Source organism: Paracoccus shanxieyensis (genome assembly GCF_009711265.1).
Classification (GTDB): domain Bacteria; phylum Pseudomonadota; class Alphaproteobacteria; order Rhodobacterales; family Rhodobacteraceae; genus Paracoccus; species Paracoccus shanxieyensis.
In genome coordinates this window covers 70,879-88,362 of record NZ_WMII01000011.1, presented here as the reverse complement: position 1 = coordinate 88,362, position 17,484 = coordinate 70,879, and the positions used below count along the sequence as shown (strand labels likewise).

18 protein-coding genes are annotated in these 17,484 nt (G+C 67.4%); 7 read left to right on the top strand and 11 right to left on the bottom strand.

Annotated features, from left to right (window positions below; translation table 11 throughout):
• The first annotated feature begins 62 nt into the window (after positions 1 to 62).
• Positions 63 to 764 carry a DUF599 domain-containing protein gene (locus tag GL284_RS12795; RefSeq protein ID WP_155045021.1) on the top strand — a complete coding sequence of 234 codons (702 nt, stop codon included), beginning with the start codon at positions 63 to 65 and terminating at the stop codon, positions 762 to 764.
• Here the strand turns inward: GL284_RS12795 and GL284_RS12790 are convergent.
• The 9 genes from GL284_RS12790 to GL284_RS12750 form a co-directional block, all read right to left on the bottom strand.
• On the bottom strand, positions 726 to 1,922 hold the full coding sequence (locus GL284_RS12790; protein WP_155045020.1) for an MFS transporter: 1,197 nt from the start codon (positions 1,920 to 1,922) through the stop codon (positions 726 to 728). The genes GL284_RS12795 and GL284_RS12790 overlap by 39 nt on opposite strands.
• A gap of 116 nt (positions 1,923 to 2,038) precedes the next feature.
• Positions 2,039 to 2,812, bottom strand: coding sequence for a crotonase/enoyl-CoA hydratase family protein (locus tag GL284_RS12785; RefSeq protein ID WP_155045019.1), 774 nt, complete (start codon positions 2,810 to 2,812; stop codon positions 2,039 to 2,041).
• The gene (locus tag GL284_RS12780; protein WP_230383058.1) at positions 2,809 to 3,657 is read right to left on the bottom strand and encodes a hydroxymethylglutaryl-CoA lyase; all 849 of its coding nucleotides are present in this window, start codon (positions 3,655 to 3,657) and stop codon (positions 2,809 to 2,811) included. Before GL284_RS12780 ends, GL284_RS12785 begins: the two co-directional genes overlap by 4 nt.
• Positions 3,647 to 4,309 carry a glutathione S-transferase family protein gene (locus tag GL284_RS12775; protein WP_155045017.1) on the bottom strand — a complete coding sequence of 221 codons (663 nt, stop codon included), beginning with the start codon at positions 4,307 to 4,309 and terminating at the stop codon, positions 3,647 to 3,649. Before GL284_RS12775 ends, GL284_RS12780 begins: the two co-directional genes overlap by 11 nt.
• Positions 4,302 to 6,233: an acetyl/propionyl/methylcrotonyl-CoA carboxylase subunit alpha gene (locus GL284_RS12770; RefSeq protein WP_155045016.1), complete on the bottom strand. Its 1,932-nt coding sequence runs from the start codon at positions 6,231 to 6,233 to the stop codon at positions 4,302 to 4,304. The genes GL284_RS12775 and GL284_RS12770 overlap by 8 nt, the downstream gene beginning before the upstream one ends.
• 167 nt (positions 6,234 to 6,400) lie before the next feature.
• Entirely contained in the window at positions 6,401 to 7,999 is a 1,599-nt protein-coding gene (locus tag GL284_RS12765) for a carboxyl transferase domain-containing protein (protein ID WP_155045015.1), read from the bottom strand.
• The gene (locus GL284_RS12760; RefSeq protein ID WP_155045014.1) at positions 7,996 to 8,430 is read right to left on the bottom strand and encodes a lysozyme inhibitor LprI family protein; all 435 of its coding nucleotides are present in this window, start codon (positions 8,428 to 8,430) and stop codon (positions 7,996 to 7,998) included. The genes GL284_RS12765 and GL284_RS12760 overlap by 4 nt, the downstream gene beginning before the upstream one ends.
• Positions 8,427 to 8,921 carry a lysozyme inhibitor LprI family protein gene (locus GL284_RS12755; protein ID WP_230383057.1) on the bottom strand — a complete coding sequence of 165 codons (495 nt, stop codon included), beginning with the start codon at positions 8,919 to 8,921 and terminating at the stop codon, positions 8,427 to 8,429. Before GL284_RS12755 ends, GL284_RS12760 begins: the two co-directional genes overlap by 4 nt.
• A complete protein-coding gene (locus GL284_RS12750; protein ID WP_155045012.1) occupies positions 8,921 to 10,081 on the bottom strand; it encodes an isovaleryl-CoA dehydrogenase in 1,161 nt (386 codons plus the stop codon). The genes GL284_RS12755 and GL284_RS12750 overlap by 1 nt, the downstream gene beginning before the upstream one ends.
• Positions 10,082 to 10,180: 99 nt before the next feature.
• On the opposite strand from GL284_RS12750, the gene GL284_RS12745 reads away from it, so the two are divergent.
• Both GL284_RS12745 and cbiB read left to right on the top strand, forming a co-directional pair.
• Entirely contained in the window at positions 10,181 to 10,723 is a 543-nt protein-coding gene (locus tag GL284_RS12745) for a histidine phosphatase family protein (RefSeq protein WP_155045011.1), read from the top strand.
• Positions 10,724 to 10,738: 15 nt separating this feature from the next.
• Complete coding sequence (gene cbiB / locus GL284_RS12740) at positions 10,739 to 11,701, top strand: adenosylcobinamide-phosphate synthase CbiB (protein ID WP_155045010.1); 963 nt, start codon at positions 10,739 to 10,741, stop codon at positions 11,699 to 11,701.
• Here cbiB and hemC read toward each other — a convergent pair.
• Positions 11,698 to 12,639, bottom strand: a complete 942-nt coding sequence (gene hemC, locus GL284_RS12735) for a hydroxymethylbilane synthase (protein WP_155045009.1) — start codon at positions 12,637 to 12,639, stop codon at positions 11,698 to 11,700. The two genes, cbiB and hemC, sit on opposite strands and share 4 nt — an antisense overlap.
• A gap of 79 nt (positions 12,640 to 12,718) precedes the next feature.
• Here hemC and hemE point away from each other — a divergent pair, with 79 nt between their 5' ends.
• The gene (hemE, locus tag GL284_RS12730) at positions 12,719 to 13,747 is read left to right on the top strand and encodes a uroporphyrinogen decarboxylase (RefSeq protein WP_155045008.1); all 1,029 of its coding nucleotides are present in this window, start codon (positions 12,719 to 12,721) and stop codon (positions 13,745 to 13,747) included.
• Positions 13,748 to 13,751: 4 nt separating this feature from the next.
• Positions 13,752 to 14,624, top strand: a complete 873-nt coding sequence (locus tag GL284_RS12725) for a DMT family transporter (RefSeq protein WP_155045007.1) — start codon at positions 13,752 to 13,754, stop codon at positions 14,622 to 14,624.
• Here GL284_RS12725 and GL284_RS12720 read toward each other — a convergent pair.
• Positions 14,614 to 15,204 carry a LysE family translocator gene (locus GL284_RS12720; RefSeq protein ID WP_155045006.1) on the bottom strand — a complete coding sequence of 197 codons (591 nt, stop codon included), beginning with the start codon at positions 15,202 to 15,204 and terminating at the stop codon, positions 14,614 to 14,616. The genes GL284_RS12725 and GL284_RS12720 overlap by 11 nt on opposite strands.
• Positions 15,205 to 15,287: 83 nt before the next feature.
• On the opposite strand from GL284_RS12720, the gene GL284_RS12715 reads away from it, so the two are divergent.
• Complete coding sequence (locus GL284_RS12715; protein ID WP_155045005.1) at positions 15,288 to 15,752, top strand: Lrp/AsnC family transcriptional regulator; 465 nt, start codon at positions 15,288 to 15,290, stop codon at positions 15,750 to 15,752.
• Positions 15,753 to 15,913: 161 nt separating this feature from the next.
• Positions 15,914 to 17,440 carry an AAA family ATPase gene (locus tag GL284_RS12710; RefSeq protein WP_155045004.1) on the top strand — a complete coding sequence of 509 codons (1,527 nt, stop codon included), beginning with the start codon at positions 15,914 to 15,916 and terminating at the stop codon, positions 17,438 to 17,440.
• Positions 17,441 to 17,484 lie beyond the last annotated feature (44 nt).

The window sequence follows — 17,484 nt, the reverse complement described above, 5'->3', positions numbered from 1 at the left end:
TCTTTGGATAGTCGGCGTGGTGCAGGCTGGCAACCTTTGACGACCGCGGCTAGAGTTCGGCCATGACGACATTATTCGCCCTGCCCGGTTCCTTTTCGCCCGCCGACGCCCTTGCGCTGTTCTGGCTGTTCTTCAGCTGGTTCGCCATCGGCTGGTTCATCGAACACCCGCCCAAGAACCATCCCTCGGTGTCGATCCTGATGAAGGAATACCGCCGGGACTGGATGCGCCAGTTCGTCACCCGCTCACCGCGGATCTTTGACGCCAATATCCTGACCACATTGCGCGAAGGCACGGCATTCTTCGCCTCGGCCTGTCTGATCGCGATTGGCGGCGGGCTGGCGCTGATCGGCAAGACCGACCAGCTTGCCGGGGTGGCGCGTCAGTTCGACATCGACCACGTTCCCGCGCTGATGTGGGAAATCAAGATCGTCGTCGTGCTGTTCTTCGTGGCCAATGCGCTGCTGCGGTTCATCTGGTCGCACCGGCTGTTCGGCTATTGCGCGATCCTGATGGGGGCGGTGCCGAACGATGTCACCGATCCGACGGCGATCCCCCGCGCGCTGAAAGCGGCCGAGATCAACATCACCGCCGCCAAAAGCTTCAACTCGGGGCTGCGCTGCGTCTATTTTTCGCTGGGCGCGCTGGGATGGCTGGCGGGACCGCTTTGGCTGGCCATCGCGACCACCGCCGTTCTGGCCATGAACATCCGCCGCGAATTCGGCTCAGGCTCGCGCCGGGCGATCCTGCACGGTCCGGGCTGAGGCGCGGGCCTGCCACCAGCACAGGCCCAGGGCGCCGATACCCGCGAAGGACAGCGCCACGCCGACGATCCCCGACGACCGCCAGCCCCAGCCCGCCGCCAGCGCCATGCCCGCAAGCCACGGCCCAAGCGCGTTGGCCGCGTTGAAGGCCGCGTGGTTCATGGCAGCCGCCATGGATTGCGCATTGCCCGCGACATCCATCAGGCGGGTCTGAAGCGGCACCACCATGCCCGAGCCCAGCCCCAGCAGGAAGGATGACAGGATCATCACCGCCCAGTCGCCCACCGCGTAGGAGGCAAAGGCCTGCGTCGCCGCCATGAACAGCATCAGGACCAGCGCCGCAGGGAAATTCCCCAGCCGGATCGCCAGCCGCGCCGACAGGATGCTGCCCAGCGTGCCGCCAACGCCGAACATCGCCAGCAGCACGGTCAGCGCCCATGCGGGCGGCGTCGTGGTGGCCAGCATGGCGGCGGACAGGAAGGAATAGACCGCAAACAGCCCGCCAAAGCCCACCGTGCCCACCAGCAGCGTCAGCAGAACGGCAGGGTTGCCAAGCGCGCGCAGCTCGGCCATGGGGCGGGCATCGGGATCGGCGCCGACGCGGGGGGCGACGCGCAGGATCAGCCAGCCCGCCAGCAGCGCCAGCACGCCCGGCAGCGCAAAGCCCCAGCGCCAGCCAAGGCTCTGCCCCAGCGCGGCGGCCAGCGGCACGCCAGCGATATTGGCGATGGTCAGCCCCAGCAGCACCTGCGTCACGCCCTTGGCCCGCTGTTCGCGCGGCAGCGCATCGGCGGCAAACAGCATCGCCACGCCCAGAAATCCGCCATGCGGCAGGCCCGCCAGAAACCGCGTCGTCACCAGCGTCGCATAACCGGGCAGCAGCGCCGCCGCCAGATTCATCACCCCGAAGACCGCGATCAGCCCCGCCAGATAGCGGCGCCGCGGCAGCTTTGCCCCAAGGATCGAGGTGACGGGCGCGCCCACCACCACCCCCAGCGCATAGGCGCTGACGACATGGCCCGCGCCGGTATTGGTGATGCCCAGATCGTCGCGATACATGGGCAAAAGCCCCATGGCGGCAAATTCCGAGGTGCCGATGGCGAAGGCGCCAAGGCCGAGCGCAAGAATGGCAAGCCTGATATTGGGCTGGGGCGACATGGCAGCAGCTTCCGGTCGATATGGGCAGGGAAATAAGGGTATGTTCGCGATAACAGATGCCCGAAACTTCCACCAGCCTCAAGCGGGCGGCGTGCTGCCATGCAGCGGGTGCAAGGCTATTGCCAGCGCGGCTTGCGCTTGGCGAAGAAGGCCGAGACGCCTTCGGGGGCCTCATCGCCTTCCCAGACGCTGACCAGTGCCTGAATGCTGTGATCGATGGTGGCCTGATCGATGCGCGGGCCAAGACTGCGGGCAAGTCGCTTGGCGGCGGCGACGGCGGCGGGGGCACAGTCCAGACAGGGCGCGACTTCGGCGGCGATGGCCGCGTCCAGATCGTCGGTCACATCGGCCAGCAGATCCAGCCGCACGGCCTCGGCGGCATCGAAGATCCGCCCGGACATGAAGACGCGCCGCGCCTTGCCCTCGCCCATGCGGGCCAGCACATAGGGGCCGATGGTGGCGGGGATCAGCCCCAGCCGGGTCTCGGTCAGGCCAAAGCGGGCCTGTGGCACGGCGACCGCCACATCGCAGACCGCGATCATGCCGACCCCGCCCCCGAAGGCATTGCCCTGCACGCGCCCGATCAGCGGCTTTGGCAGGGTGTTCAGCGCCTCCAGCATGCCCGCCAGCCGCACCGCGCCGTCGCGCCGCGTGGCCGCATCAGCCTGCATCTGGTCCTGCATCCAGCCCAGATCCCCGCCGGCGCAAAAGCTTTTGCCCTCGGCGGCCAGCACCACGACACGCACGTCGGGATCGCGGCCCAGTTGGTCCGCCGCCTGCGTCACCTCGTCGATCATCTGCGCCGACAGCGCGTTGTGTTTCTCGGCGCGCGCCAGCCACAGGGTGGCGACGCCGCGGGCGTCTGTCTGAATACGGATGGTCTGCATCATGCGCTCCTGAGGTTGCGGGCCATATCGGCGGCGCGGGCGATCACCGCCATGTCCAGATCGGTGCGATATCCCAGCGCGGCCAGATGGGCGGCCAGCGCCTCGGTCGCGACATTGCCCTTGGCGCCGGGGGCATAGGGGCAGCCGCCCAAGCCCCCCACCGCGGCGTCAAAGACCCGCAGGCCGCGGGCAAGGCTGGCCTCGACATTCTGCAACGCGCGACCGGCGGTGTCGTGGAAATGCCCGGCCAGTGCGGTGGCGGGCAGTTCGTCCAGCACCGCCGACAGCATGGCATCGACGGTTTCCGGGCGGCCCTGCCCGATGGTGTCGCCAAGGCTGATCTCGTGACAGCCCATGTCGCGCAGCGCCGCCACCACCTGCGCCACCGCCTGCGGCGGCACGGCACCGTCAAACGGGCAATCCGTCACGACCGACACATAGCCGCGCAGCGCCACCCCATCGGCCCGCGCCGCCTGCGCCACCGGGGCCAGCCGTTCCAGACTTTCGGCGATGGTCGCGTTCAGATTGGCGCGCGAGAAGCCTTCCGAGGCCGAGGCAAAGATCGCCACCTCATCCGCCCCGGCATCGCGGGCCGCCTGATAGCCGCGCAGGTTCGGCGTCAGGACGGAATAGGCCGTGCCCGCGCGGCGCGCGATCCCCGCCATGACCTGCGCCGCATCGGCCATCTGCGGCACCCATTTTGCCGGAACGAAGCTGGTCACCTCGATCCGGCGAAAGCCTGCGGTGGACAGCAGATCGACCAGCGCGATCTTGTCTTCCGTGGCGATCTGGCGTGGCTCGTTTTGCAGACCGTCGCGCGGTCCGACCTCGAAAATTTCAACGAACATCCGGCAACTCATAGAAATCGCGTTGATATATGACCGCCTGACCCGGCGCAGGCAGGGCGCGCTGAAAGGCCGGGCGGGCGGCGCAGCGGTCGCGATAGGCGGCCAGCGCCGGGCGGTCGTCCAGCCGCACGAAGCGCGCCGAGATCCAGACCGAAAAGCCCAGCTGACAGTCCACGCCCGAAAATTCGCCCATCAGCCAGTCGCGGCCCGCCAGCCGCTGTTCGACCAGGCTGAGGGCCCGCGACAGGCGCGCGGTTTCCAGCTTCATCACCGTCGGAGAGCGCTGCCATTCCTCGCGCAGGAAGACATGCGACTGGGTCAGTGCCGCGACATGCTGGGCCAGCGTTTCGCCGTAATGCAGCCAGTCCAGCCATTCGGCCCGGTCAGTCGCCCCCGGCGCGCGTCCCAGATGCCGGGCGCGGGTTTCGCACAGCCATTCGGTCATCGCGCCGGATTCGTGCAGCATCACGTCGCCATCGCGCAGCGCAGGCACGCGTCCGGCCGGATGGATGGCGTCATAGGGCGGCCGCCGCATCGAACCATCGGTCATGTCCATCTGCACCAGATCATAGGCGCAGCCGATTTCCTCAAGCAGCCACAGGATCCGCATCGAACGCGACAGCGGCACATGCCAAAGCGTCAGATCAGCCATCGCCCTCCTCCTCCTCCAGCCGGATCAGAGGCGCGCCGGCCTCGACCTGATCGCCGGGCCGGGCCATGACCTCGGCCACGCGACCGGCGCGGGCGGCGGTCAGGCTGTGTTCCATCTTCATCGCCTCAAGCACGGCCAGCCGGTCGCCTGCGGCCACCTCTTGCCCGGCCTCGACAAAGACCGCCTTGACCAGCCCTGGCATGGGCGACAGCGTCAGCCCGCCGCCCGCATGGGCCATGTCGCGATCCAGCGGGTCCAGCGGGTGCAACGTCAGCCGGGCGTGCCGCCCGAAGACGCTGACCCCGGCGGCATGGCGCTGGATGCGGGCGGGATGCGGGCTGCCGTCGATCCACCAGACGCCCTGTCGCAGGGTCAGATCGTGCTGGCTGTCGCCCAGATCGACCGTCGTGCTGCCGGGCCGGACCGCGATCACCGCCTGCCCGCCCTGCCATGCGATGGTGCGGCGCAGCGGCTGCCACAGGGTAAAGCCCGCCTGCGGCGGCAGTTGGTCCAGCCCCGCCAGCCCCAGCACCGCCAGAGCAAGGTCGCGCGGATCGGCATTGGCGGGGTGGGTCAGATCGGCGATGTCGCGGGCGATCAGGCCGGTATCGACCTGTCCCGCCGCAAAGCCCGGATGCCGGGTCAGCGCGGTCAGGAAGTCGATATTGGTGACGGTCCCCGCCACCTCGGTGTCACACAGCGCAATGTCCAGCGCCCGCAGCGCCGCGTCGCGGGTCGCGGCATGGGTGACGATCTTGGCGATCATCGGATCATACCACGGGCTGATCGTATCGCCCGCGCGCACCCCGGTTTCGATCCGCGCCGAGGCCGGGAATTGCAGATGCGCCAGCGTGCCGGTGGCGGGCAGGAAGCCTGCCGGCACGTCTTCGGCATAAAGCCGCGCCTCGAAGGCATGGCCCGAGATGGTCAGATCCTGCTGGCGCGCGGGCAAGGGCTGGCCCGAGGCCACGCGCAACTGCCATTCGACCAGATCGACGCCGGTGATCGCCTCGGTCACGGGATGTTCGACCTGCAGGCGGGTGTTCATCTCCATGAACCAGAAGCCGTCCGGGCGCAGGCCCTGCGTGCCGTCGACGATGAATTCGACCGTGCCCGCACCGCAATAGCCGATGGCGCGGGCGGCGCGCACCGCCGCCTGTCCCATCGCCGCGCGCATCTCCGGGGTCATGCCGGGAGCCGGGGCTTCCTCGATCACCTTCTGATGGCGGCGCTGCAGCGAGCAGTCGCGTTCAAAAAGATGCACCGCATCCGTGCCATCGCCAAAGACCTGAATTTCGATATGGCGCGGCGAGAGGATGTATTTTTCGATCAGCACATCGGGATTGCCGAAGGCGGTCGCGGCCTCGCCCTGCGCCGAGGCCAGCGCAGCGGCGAAATCCTGCGCGCGGTCCACAAGCCGCATCCCCTTGCCGCCGCCGCCCGCCACCGCCTTGATGAGCACTGGCCAGCCGATCGCCTGCGCCTGCGCGGCCAGATGGTCTGCATCCTGATCGCGGCCGTGATAGCCCGGCACGACCGGTACGCCCGCATCGGCCATCAGCGCCTTGGCCGCGTCCTTGAGCCCCATCTTGCGGATCGCCGCCGCCGAGGGGCCGATGAAGACCAGCCCCGCCGCGGTGACGGCATCGACGAAATCAGGATTTTCGCTGAGAAAGCCATAGCCCGGATGGATGGCCTGCGCCCCGCTGTCCAGCGCGGCGCGGATGATCGCGTCGCCGCGCAGATAGCTGTCCCTGGGGGCGGAGGCACCGATATGGACCGCCTGATCCGCCATGGCGACATGGCGGGCATCGCGGTCGGCATCGGAAAACACCGCGACGGTTTCGACCCCCATGCGGCGGGCCGTGTCGATGATGCGGCAGGCGATCTCGCCCCGGTTGGCAATCAGGATCTTGTGAAACATCAGCTTACCTTTCGCCGGGGTGCTGCACACACGGCGCGTGGCTCATGCGGCAAGCCGGGGGTTTCACACCCCCGGACCCCCGTGGAGTATTTGCGGAACGAAGAAGGCATCGGCGCGTCGCCTGCTGGGGTGTGGCGGGGCTGGATCATTTGGATCATTCCGGGCCGTCACATGCGGAAGATGCCGAAGCGTGTCGGCTGGATAGCGGCATTCAGGCTGGCGGCCAGAGACAGCGACAGGACCTGACGGGTGTGGCGCGGGTCGATGATGCCGTCATCCCAGAGCCGGGCCGAGGCATAGAGCGGGTGGGACTGCTTCTGGAACATCTCGATGGTGGGACGTTTGAATTCGGCCTCATCCTCGGCGGACCATGTGCCGCCCTTGCGTTCGATGCCGTCGCGGCGCACCGTGGCCAGCACCCCCGCCGCCTGTTCGCCGCCCATGACAGAGATGCGGGAATTGGGCCATGTCCACAGGAAGCGTGGGCTGTAGGCGCGGCCCGACATGCCGTAATTGCCCGCCCCGAAGCTGCCGCCGACCAGCATGGTGATCTTGGGCACGCTGGTCGTCGCCACCGCCGTCACCATCTTGGCACCGTGGCGCGCGATGCCTTCGTTTTCGTATTTGCGCCCGACCATGAAGCCGGTGACGTTTTGCAGGAACACCAGCGGGATGTGGCGCTGGCTGCAGAGTTCGATGAAATGCGCGCCCTTTTGCGCGGCCTCGGAGAAGATCACGCCGTTATTGGCGATGATGCCCGCCGCCATGCCGTCGATATGGGCAAAGCCCGTCACCAGCGTTTCGCCGAAGCGGGGTTTGAATTCGTCAAAGCGCGAGCCATCCACGACGCGGGCGATCACCTCGCGGATGTCATAGGGGGTGCGCAGATCGGCGGGCACGATGCCGAGGATCTCCTCGGGGTCATAGGCGGGCGGCTCGGAGGTCTGACGCGGTACATGGCGGGTGCGGTTCAGGTTGCCGACGGCGCGGCGGGCCATGGCAAGGGCATGGGCGTCGTCTTCGGCCAGATAATCGGCCACGCCCGACAGCCGCGTATGCACATCGCCGCCGCCCAGATCCTCGGCGGTGACGATTTCGCCGGTGGCGGCCTTGACCAGCGGCGGGCCGGCCAGAAAGATCGTGCCCTGATCGCGCACGATGATGGTCACATCCGACATGGCCGGGACATAGGCCCCTCCCGCCGTGCACGAGCCCATGACCACCGCGATCTGGGCGATGCCCTTGGCCGACATGCGCGCCTGATTGTAGAAGATGCGCCCGAAATGGTCGCGGTCGGGAAAGACCTCATCCTGATTGGGCAGGTTCGCGCCGCCGCTATCGACCAGATAGATGCAGGGCAGTTCGCATTCCTCGGCGATTTCCTGCGCGCGCAGGTGTTTCTTGACGGTCATCGGGTAATAGGTGCCGCCTTTGACCGTCGCGTCATTGGCCACGACCATCACATCCTGCCCCATCACGCGACCGATGCCCGCGATCACGCCCGCCGCAGGGGCTGCGCCGTCATACATGCCATGCGCCGCCGTCGCGCCGATTTCCAGAAACGGCGCGCCGGGATCCAGCAGGTTCGCCACCCGGTCGCGCGGCGCCATCTTGCCGCGTGACGTATGGCGGGCCAGCGCCGCCTGCCCGCCGCCTGCCGCGGCCACCTCGGCGGCCTCGCGCATCTGGGCCAGCATATCCAGATGCGCCTGTCGGTTGGCGCGGAAGGTTTCAGAAGCAGGCAGGGCGCGGGTCGGCAGTTTCATGATGGCTCCATCGAGATCAGCAGCGCCGTCTGGCGGGCGGTTTCGTCGCGGATGCAGCGGGCCTTGGCCAGATCCCCCGTGGGGACGGCGCAAAGTGCCGCGCGGAAGGCGATCCAGTCGCGTTCCGCCGCGCGCAGGGGCTGGGCGGGCAGTTGCGCCACAGCATCGGCATAGGTGGCGGTCAGCTTCGCTTCCCATGCCTGATGCGCGGCATCGAGGCAATTCGCCATCGGGAAATCGGCGTCGTCGCCCGTATATCGCGCGGTCGCATAGTCAAGGCAGGCCTGCATCCCGGCATCGGCACAATCGGCGCGCGCGCCCTGCGTCTGCGCGGCCTCAAGGCATTGGTCGATCGCCGCCGGGTCAAAGCCGGAACTGTCCCCGGCAAAGGCCGGGGGCGCGATCAGCAGGGCAAGGAGCGCGGCTTTCATGGCGTATCGCCCAGAGAGCTGCCCAGCCGCAGGGCCTGTTCGCCGGTCAGTTGCAGCAGGCAGCTTTCGCCCGCCGGGCCTGCCGCCGTGCCCCCCTGAAATTGCAGCGCCGCGAATGTGCAGCTTGCATCGCGAAAGGCGATCCAGTCGCGCTGCATGGCCTGCAAGGCGGGCAAGACAGGCTGCGCATTGCCTGCGTCGCTGTCCTTGGTCTGCGCAACCAGCTTGGCGTAATTGTCGTTCAGCAGCCTGTCCCAGTCGGCGCGTTCGTGACCAAGGCATTGCGTCATGCCGACCGTGCTTGCGCCACCGGGCGCCGCCATGCAGCCATCCGAGGCCTGTCCGATACAGGCCCAACGCTGGCCGTCATCGGTCGCCGCAGACAGGCAGGCCGTCACGGCGTCGGCATCATAGGTCACGACGTCCTGCTGGGCCAGCGCGGGCGCGGCGAAAGGCAGGGTTGCAAGAAGGGCGGCGGGCAGAATGCGCATCAGGTAAGCTCCATGAGTTGACGCCCGATCAACATTCGCCGGATCTCGGATGTTCCGGCGCCGATCTCCATCAGCTTGGCATCGCGGAACAGGCGGCTGACAGTGCTGTCGTTCAGAAAGCCCGCCCCGCCCAGCGCCTGCACGGCCTGATGCGCCTGCACCATGGCCTGTTCGCTGGCGTAAAGCACCGCGCCCGCCGCGTCCTGTCGCGTCACCCGGCCGGCATCGCAGGCGCGCGCCACCTCATAGACATAGGCGCGGGCGGTGTTCAGCGCGACATACATGTCGGCGATCTTGCCCTGCATCAGCTGGAACGATCCGATGGGCTGGCCGAACTGCCGCCGCTCGCGGACATAGGGCAGCACCTCATCCAGACAGGCCGCCATGATGCCAAGGCCGATGCCCGACAGCACCACGCGTTCAAAATCCAGCCCCGACATCAGCACCCGCACCCCGCCGCCTTCACGGCCCAGCACGTTGTCGAAGGGGACCTCGCAATCCTGAAAGATCAGCTCGCCCGTGCTCGAGCCGCGCATCCCCAGCTTGTCGAAATGCGGGCTGGTGGAAAACCCCGCCATGCCGCGTTCGACGATGAAGGCGGTGATGCCCTTGGATCCCGCATCCGGGTCGGTCTTGGCATAGACGACCAGCGTGTCGGCATCGGGGGCGTTGGTGATCCAGTACTTGTTGCCGTTCAGCACATAGCGGTCATTGCGCTTTTCCGCGCGCAGCTTCATCGAGACGACATCGCTGCCTGCGCCCTCTTCGGACATGGCCAGCGCGCCGACCGCGGTTCCGGCACATAGCGCGGGCAGGTATTTCGCGCGCTGTTCGTCGCTGCCGTTCAGCTTGATCTGGTTCACGCACAGATTGGAATGCGCGCCATAGGACAGGCTGATGCTGGCGCTGGCGCGGGCGATTTCCTCGGTCGCGACGACATGGGCCAGATAGGACATGCCCGCCCCGCCCCATTCTTCCGGCACGGTGACGCCCAGCAGGCCCAATTCGCCGAATTCCGGCCATAGCGCATTGGGAAACGCATTGTCGCGGTCGACCTGCGCGGCCATCGGCGCCAGACGGTCCTGCGACCAGCGATGCACCATGTCGCGCAGCGCGTTCACATCCTCGCCCAGATCGAACTGCATCCCGGTCGTGAACATTCGGCCTCCCCTCCGATTATTGAACACATGTTCATTTATTTCAGCACGCGGCGCGGCGCAGGTCAAGTCGCGTTGACAGCACAGGCGCTGCGGTTATCCATGCCCGGCATGAGCCATGCCCGTATCCTGATTGCGCGACACGCGCCGCTGGCCCGTCCGGGACTGGCGGGGCGGCGCGATGTGCCCGCCGATTGCAGCGATCTGGCGGCGCTGGATTGGCTGCGCGGCCAGCTTGGGGCGGATTGCGTGCTGACCAGCCCGGCACTGCGCTGTCGCCAGACCTGCGCCGCCATGGGCATGCGCGCCAAGGTGACCCCTGCCCTGTGGGAACAGGATTTCGGCGCATGGGAAACCGGCCCGATTCCCGATCTTGGCCCGCTGCCTGTCGCCGATCTTGCCGCCCATCGCCCCGATGGCGGCGAAAGCTTCGATGACATGGCCGCGCGGGTGCAGCCGGTGCTGCAGGCCGCACAGGGCAGCGTCGCCATCGTCGCCCATGCGGGAACGGTGCGCGCGGCGCTGGCACTGGTCGTCGGCCCAGACGCCCTGTCCTTTGCCGTGGCCCCCCTGTCGCTGACGATCCTGACCCGGCATTCCGGCATCTGGGCGGTCGAGGCCGTGAACCGGGTCGCGCCCCCATGAGGCCCCCAATAAGCCATGCCCATGAGCCATGAGACACTGACCATCGCGCTGACAGCCCTGCTGGCGGATGCGGCCTTTGGCTGGCCGCAGGCGCTGTATCGCCGCGTCTCGCATCCGGTGGTCTGGATCGGGCGGCTGATCGGCGCGCTGGACCGACGCTGGAACAAGGGCGGCCACCGCATCCTGCGCGGCGGGCTGGCCGTGCTGGTCGTTCTGCTGGCCGCCATCCTGCCCGCATGGGCGCTGACCGCGCTGCTGCGCCCCCTGCCCATGTCCGAGTTGCTGCTGGGTCTGCTGGCATGGCCTTTCGTCGCCAGCCGGTCGCTGCACGATCACGTCACAGCGGTCGCCCGACCTTTGGCGGCAGATGACATGGCCGGGGCAAAACAGGCGGCGGCGATGATCGTCGGGCGCGATCTGCCCGATGATCCCGCCCCCATCGCGCGGGCAGCGCTGGAAAGTCTGGCGGAAAACACCTCGGACGGGATCACCGCGCCGGTCATTTGGGCGGCCATTGCCGGGCTGCCGGGGATTGCCGCCTACAAGGCCATCAACACGCTGGATTCGATGATCGGCCATCGCAGCCCGCGCCATCTGCTGTTCGGGCGCATCGCGGCGCGGCTGGACGATGTGGTGAACATCCCGGCCTCGCGGCTGACGGGGCTGCTGTTTGTAGCGGCGGCATGGGCGGCGGCATGGTCTGGGCAGGCGGGTGCGCGACAGGCCTGGCGGGTCATGCGCCGCGATGCGGGCAAGCACCGCTCGCCCAATGCCGGCTGGCCCGAGGCCGCGATGGCAGGCGCGCTTGGCATCCGCCTGTCAGGCCCCCGCAGCTATCAGGGCCGCCCGACCGACGAGCCATGGCTGAATGCCGAGGCCCGCGATCCGGGGGCTGCGGATCTGCTGGCCGGTCTGGCGCTCTACCGTCGCAGCATGGCGCTGCTGGCGCTGTTGCTGGCGGTTCTTTTGACGCTTTAGGACCAGTCGAAGAAATCGGCAGGCGCGCGCGTGCGCAATTCCGCCGCCAGATCGTCGCCCATGGCGGCACCGTCGCTGGCCGGGCCGACCCGTTCGCCCGCGATGACTTCGGTGCCGTCCGGGCGCAGGATCTCGCCGCGCAGGCGCAAACGGTCGCCCTGCAATTCGGCAAGCCCCGCGATGGGCGTCTGGCAGGACCCGTCCAGCCGGGCAAGAAACGCCCGCTCGGCCACGACACGCAGCGTGCTGTCGGCATGGTTGATCGCCGAAAGCAGCATGGCCGCGCGGGCGTCCGCAGCCCGACGCTCGACCCCGATGCAGCCCTGCGCGACGGCGGGCAGCATGTCTTCGGGGGACACCGCGCTGCGGGCGACATGGACCATGCCCAGCCGCGACAGCCCCGCCATGGCCAGAAAACTGGCCACCGCCACGCCGTCCGCCAGCTTGCGCAGCCGGGTCTGCACATTGCCGCGAAACTCGACCAGGTGCAGATCGGGCCGCCGCGACAGCAATTGCGCCCGGCGGCGCAGGCTGGACGAGCCGACGACCGCCCCTTGCGGCAGATCCGCGATGCCGTCGACATGCGGCGAAACAAAGGCGTCGCGCACGTCTTCGCGTGGCAGATAGCAGTCGATCAGCAGGCCACCCGGCTGCGCCACCGGCATGTCCTTCATCGAATGCACGGCGATGTCGATCTCGCCCGACAGCAGCGCATCCTCGATTTCACGGGTGAACAGGCCCTTGCCGCCGATCTCGCTTAACGCGCGGTCCTGCACGCGGTCGCCGGTGGTCTTGATCGGCACGATGACAAAGGCTTCGGCGGGCAAACCATGCGCGGCCATCAGCCGGTCGCGGGTCTCATGCGCCTGCGCAAGCGCCAGCGCCGAGCCGCGCGTGCCGATGCGAAGGGGGGTGCGGGTGTCAGGCATCTGGGTCATGCCCAAGGGATTAGCGCCCCCTCGCGGCCTTGACAACGGGGGCGCACATCCCTTGAAGGGTCGGAACCCCGAGGTGAACATGACCCAGAAAACCATCCTGCGTGCCCTTGCGGGCGAGCGTCTGCCCACTCCTCCGGTCTGGATGATGCGGCAGGCGGGGCGCTATCTGCCCGAATACCGCGCCACACGCGCGCAGGCGGGCGACTTTCTGTCGCTGTGCTACAACCCCGAGCTTGCCGCCGAGGTGACGCTGCAACCGATCCGCCGCTATGGCTTCGACGCGGCGATCCTGTTTGCCGATATCCTGCTGATCCCACAGGCGCTGGGGCTGGATCTGTGGTTCGTGCAGGGCGAAGGCCCGCGCCTGTCCACGGTGACCGACATGCGCGGCTATGCGCAATTGCGCTATGTCGATGACATCCACGACACGCTGGCCCCGGTCTATGACACCGTGCGCATCCTGTCGCGCGAATTGCCGCGCGACACCACGCTGATCGGCTTTGCCGGTGCGCCATGGACGGTCGCGACCTATATGATCGCCGGTCGCGGCACGCCCGATCAGGCCCCGGCGCATGCCTTCAAGGATACCGATCGCGAAGGCTTTGCCGCGCTGATCGACCTGATTACCCGCGCGACCGTCGAATATCTCTCGGCCCAGATCGAGGCCGGGGCCGAGGTGGTCAAGCTCTTCGACAGTTGGGCCGGGTCGCTGAAGGGGCAGGACTTCGACGATTTCGCGCTGACGCCCGCAACCCGCATCATCTCGGCGCTGAAGGCCCGCCACCCGGATGTGCCGGTCATCGCCTTCCCGCGCGAGGCCGGGCCGCGCTACCAAGGCTTTGCCCGCGCGGTCGGCGCAGATTGCGTGGCGCTGGACAATTCGGTCGATGCGGAATGGGCGGCGGCACATGTGCAGACCGACGGCTGCGTGCAGGGCAATCTGGACCCGCGCCTGCTGGTGACGGGCGGCCCGGCCTTGCAGGCCGAAACGCGCCGCGTGGTTCAGGCCTTCCGCGGCGGCCCGCATATCTTCAACCTTGGCCATGGCATCACCCCCGATGCCGATCCCGACAACGTGTCGCGCATGCTCGAGGCGATCCGCGGCTGACGCCATGTGGATCGCAGCCACTCTGATCGCCGCGGCCGCCCAGACCGCCCGCAATGCGGCGCAGCGCGGGCTGACAGCCGAGATCGGCACCACGGGGGCGACGGCGGTGCGCTTCCTGTTCGGGCTGCCCTTCGCGGTGCTGTTCCTGCTGCTCTGGTCGCTTTTTCACGCGATTCCCTTGCCGGGTCCGCAGGTGCTGGCGTGGACGGCCATGGGCGGTCTGGCCCAGATCGCGGCGACTGCACTGATGCTGATCACCATGCGCCGCCGGGCCTTCGGCGTCACCACGGCGCTTCTGAAGACCGAACCGGTGACGCTGGCCATCGCGGGCGCCGTGCTGCTGGCCGAACCGCTTGGCCCGGCGCGCATGGCCGCCATCGCAATTGCCACGTTTGGCGTCGTGCTGATGTCGGGGCTGAACTGGCGCAGCGGCGGTTGGGGCGCAGCCGCGCTTGGCGTTCTGGCAGGCGGGCTGTTCGGCCTGTCCGCCATCGGCTTTCGCGGCGGAATTCTGGCCTTGCCGCAGGGCGATTTCGTCACACGCGCGGCCACGGTGCTGGTACTGGGCCTTGCCCTGCAAAGCGCGGTCATGCTGGTCTGGATGGCCTGCGCCGACCGCGCCGGTCTGGCGGGCATTGCGCGCCATGGCCGCGATTCCCTGAAGGCCGGGTTTCTGGGTGCCTTCGCCTCGCTTTTCTGGTTCATGGGCTTTGCGCTGACCGCTGCGGCCAATGTGCGCACGCTTGCGCTGGTCGAGGTGGTGATGGCGCAGATCGTCTCGGGGCGCGTGCTGCGCGAGGGGGCGGCACCGCGCCAGTTGCTGGGCATGGCGCTGATCGTTCTGGGCGTCGCCTGGCTGATCTGGATCAGTGCCTGAGCACCGGCAGCATCGACAGGATCAGCAAGACGGCCATCGCGATGTTGAAGATCCGCAGCCGGACAGGATCGGCCAGCCAGCCGCGCAGCGCCTGCCCCATGGCCGCCCAGACCGCGACAGCTGGCAGATTGACGGCAGTAAAGACCAGCGCCACGCCCAGCACGCCGCCCGCGCCCGCCGCATAGGCCGACAGCGCCCCCAGCGCCATCATCCATGCCTTTGGATTGACCCATTGAAAGGCAGATGCCGCCAGAAAGCCCATCGGGCGGGCCTGCGGGTCACCTTGCGCCACAGGCGGGGCAGATCTGGCGATTTTCCATGCCAGCCAAAGCACATAGAGCAGACTGATCCATTTCAACCCTTGCGCGACAAAGGGTGCCTGCGCAATGATCCGGTCGAGGCCAAGCCCCAGCAGACCGACCATCGCTCCAAACCCGAAGGTCACGCCCAGCATATGCGGCAGCGTGCGCCGCATTCCGAAATTCGCACCCGATGCCATCAGCATCAGGTTGTTCGGACCGGGCGTGATCGAGGTCACGAAGGCAAAGGCGGCAAGCGCCAGAACGATGTGCTGCGACATGTGGATGTCTTCCGATGAAATCTCGGCGGATCATATGCCGTTTTGCACGCAATTTATGATTTATGTTGTGAGACGAGGATCAGATGCTGCAACCCACGCCCGAGAAAGACCCCGTCTCCGCGCGGATATTGCAGATCCTGTCGCGCAATGGCCGCATCCCGAATCAACAGCTGGCCGCCGAGATCGGATTGTCGCCCTCGGCCTGCTTGCGGCGGGTGCAGGAACTGGAACGGCGCGGCGCCATCACCGGCTATCGCGCGGTCATCCATCCCGCCGCGCGTGAGGCAGGCTTCACGGCCTATGTCACCGTCGGCCTGTCCCAGCATTCCAACGAGGCGCAGCAATCCTTTGAACGCGCCTGCCTTGCGGCCCCGCAGGTCCGCGAATGCCATAACATCACCGGATCGGTGGAATACCTGCTGCGGGTCGAGGTGCGCGATCTGGAATCCTATCGCCGCTTCCACACTGAGGTGCTGGGCGCATTTCCGCAGATCTCGACCATCACCACCCATGTCGTGATGGGCTCGGCCAAGGATGATCGCGCCTGACATGCACCGCCGCGCCTGACCGCAGCCCTGGCATGGGTATTTGAAAAACAAGGAAACCAAGAACGGCGCCTCAGGCATTCCTTGTTTTACAAATACCCAAAACGCGACATTGGCGGCAGGAACGGCCTTTCCGAGGTCGCGCGGCGGGGCTACAAGATCGCATGACCCTGCCCACCCTTTCCCCCGATCAGGCCGAAGCCTGGGACGCCATCGCTGCCGCGTTGGAGGGCGTGGGGGTGGATCTTTTATCCGAGGAGGTGCAGCCGCCAACCGAGGGCAAGGGCCGCGTCATGGCGGTCATTGGCAAGGCGGGTTCGGGCAAGACGCTTCTGCTGGCGCAGCTGACTGCGGCTTTGAAAGCCGCCGGCGTCGAGATCGTGTCGGGCGACTATGAGGGCAAGAAGCGCAAGGAACGGCGCACCGTCGCCATTCTGGCCCCGACGAACAAGGCGGCATTCGTCCTGCGCACGCGCGGCGTGCCTGCGACGACGATCCATCGCATCCTGTATACGCCGGTCTATGATCCGGATTACGAGCGCATCGCCGATTGGCTGACCGGCGCGGGCGAGCGTCCGGTGGTCGAGGGCGTGATCGAGGGGCTGACCGATGCGGCGCTGGACCGGGCGAAGGCGTTTTACGACCAGCATGCCTCGATCCCCGGCGCGCTGGCTGCGGCGGGACTGCGGGGGTCGGATTTCATCCGCGGCTGGAAACGCCGCGAGGATGGCCTGGATATCGGGCTGATCGACGAATCCTCGATGCTGGATGAAAAGCAATTCGACGATCTGCGTGAGATCTTTCCGCTGCTGATCTTGTTTGGCGACCCTGCGCAGCTGGCCCCGGTGGGGCAATCTGGGGAAATGGTCTTTGACCGGCTGGCGGCCTCGCAGAAGTTGATGCTGAACCGCGTTCACCGCCAGACGACGGACAGCCCCATTCTGGATCTTGCGCATGCTCTGGCCGATCCGGCGCTGGATTTCGCGGGTTTCGAGCGCATGGTTCAGGACGCCGCGCGCCGCGATGAGCGCGTGGTCTGGGCCGAGCGTGTGGAATCCGATCTGATGGCGCAAAGTCCGGTGCTGGTCTGGCGCAATGCCACCCGCATCAAGCTGATCCAAGCCTTCCGCACGGCCTATGGTGCGCCGGGGGATGCGTTGCTGCCGGGCGAGCCGTTGATCTGCGATGGGCTGGAACTGCCGCTGAAGCATCGCAAGAAGCGCATCGATCTGGAAGCGCGGGGCCTGATCAAGGGCGCTCAGGTGGTCTATCTGGGGCCTGGACGCAAGCCCGGCTTTTCGCGGCTGCATGTCGTGGGTGCCGAGGATCCTCGGTTGTCTGCGGCAAGCATCGTCAAGATCGAGATGCCGGATGTCGAGGAGCCGTTTATTCCCTTTGCCGCGCGGATGGGCGCGACATTCCTGCATGGCGCTGCGGTCACCATCCACAAGGCGCAAGGGTCGCAATGGCCCGATGTGCAGGTCTTTGCGCCCGATATTTCCGCCGCGGCATGGTCGAACCGCACCGAGGCCGGGGTGCCGTTGTGGAAACGGCTGACCTATGTCGCGATCACCCGCGCGCAGGAGCGGCTGTTGTGGATTGTCCGGTCGCGGCTGGCGCGGCCCAGCGCGCCCTTGGGAATTGCGCATCTTGAAGCCGGGGCATCACCGCTGGAACTTGCCGCCGAGTAATAGCGGCCGGACCGGGGCGCTGCCCCGGACCCCGGGGTATTTAG

What these genes read in the sequence shown, in the direction of transcription:
- GL284_RS12795 (WP_155045021.1), top strand. Translation starts at nt 63, where the DNA reads ATGACGACATTATTCGCCCTGCCCGGTTCCTTTTCGCCCGCCGACGCC.
- GL284_RS12790 (WP_155045020.1), bottom strand. Translation starts at nt 1,922, where the DNA reads ATGTCGCCCCAGCCCAATATCAGGCTTGCCATTCTTGCGCTCGGCCTT.
- GL284_RS12785 (WP_155045019.1), bottom strand. Translation starts at nt 2,812, where the DNA reads ATGATGCAGACCATCCGTATTCAGACAGACGCCCGCGGCGTCGCCACC.
- GL284_RS12780 (WP_230383058.1), bottom strand. Translation starts at nt 3,657, where the DNA reads ATGTTCGTTGAAATTTTCGAGGTCGGACCGCGCGACGGTCTGCAAAAC.
- GL284_RS12775 (WP_155045017.1), bottom strand. Translation starts at nt 4,309, where the DNA reads ATGGCTGATCTGACGCTTTGGCATGTGCCGCTGTCGCGTTCGATGCGG.
- GL284_RS12770 (WP_155045016.1), bottom strand. Translation starts at nt 6,233, where the DNA reads ATGTTTCACAAGATCCTGATTGCCAACCGGGGCGAGATCGCCTGCCGC.
- GL284_RS12765 (WP_155045015.1), bottom strand. Translation starts at nt 7,999, where the DNA reads ATGAAACTGCCGACCCGCGCCCTGCCTGCTTCTGAAACCTTCCGCGCC.
- GL284_RS12760 (WP_155045014.1), bottom strand. Translation starts at nt 8,430, where the DNA reads ATGAAAGCCGCGCTCCTTGCCCTGCTGATCGCGCCCCCGGCCTTTGCC.
- GL284_RS12755 (WP_230383057.1), bottom strand. Translation starts at nt 8,921, where the DNA reads ATGCGCATTCTGCCCGCCGCCCTTCTTGCAACCCTGCCTTTCGCCGCG.
- GL284_RS12750 (WP_155045012.1), bottom strand. Translation starts at nt 10,081, where the DNA reads ATGTTCACGACCGGGATGCAGTTCGATCTGGGCGAGGATGTGAACGCG.
- GL284_RS12745 (WP_155045011.1), top strand. Translation starts at nt 10,181, where the DNA reads ATGCCCGGCATGAGCCATGCCCGTATCCTGATTGCGCGACACGCGCCG.
- cbiB (WP_155045010.1), top strand. Translation starts at nt 10,739, where the DNA reads ATGCCCATGAGCCATGAGACACTGACCATCGCGCTGACAGCCCTGCTG.
- hemC (WP_155045009.1), bottom strand. Translation starts at nt 12,639, where the DNA reads ATGACCCAGATGCCTGACACCCGCACCCCCCTTCGCATCGGCACGCGC.
- hemE (WP_155045008.1), top strand. Translation starts at nt 12,719, where the DNA reads ATGACCCAGAAAACCATCCTGCGTGCCCTTGCGGGCGAGCGTCTGCCC.
- GL284_RS12725 (WP_155045007.1), top strand. Translation starts at nt 13,752, where the DNA reads ATGTGGATCGCAGCCACTCTGATCGCCGCGGCCGCCCAGACCGCCCGC.
- GL284_RS12720 (WP_155045006.1), bottom strand. Translation starts at nt 15,204, where the DNA reads ATGTCGCAGCACATCGTTCTGGCGCTTGCCGCCTTTGCCTTCGTGACC.
- GL284_RS12715 (WP_155045005.1), top strand. Translation starts at nt 15,288, where the DNA reads ATGCTGCAACCCACGCCCGAGAAAGACCCCGTCTCCGCGCGGATATTG.
- GL284_RS12710 (WP_155045004.1), top strand. Translation starts at nt 15,914, where the DNA reads ATGACCCTGCCCACCCTTTCCCCCGATCAGGCCGAAGCCTGGGACGCC.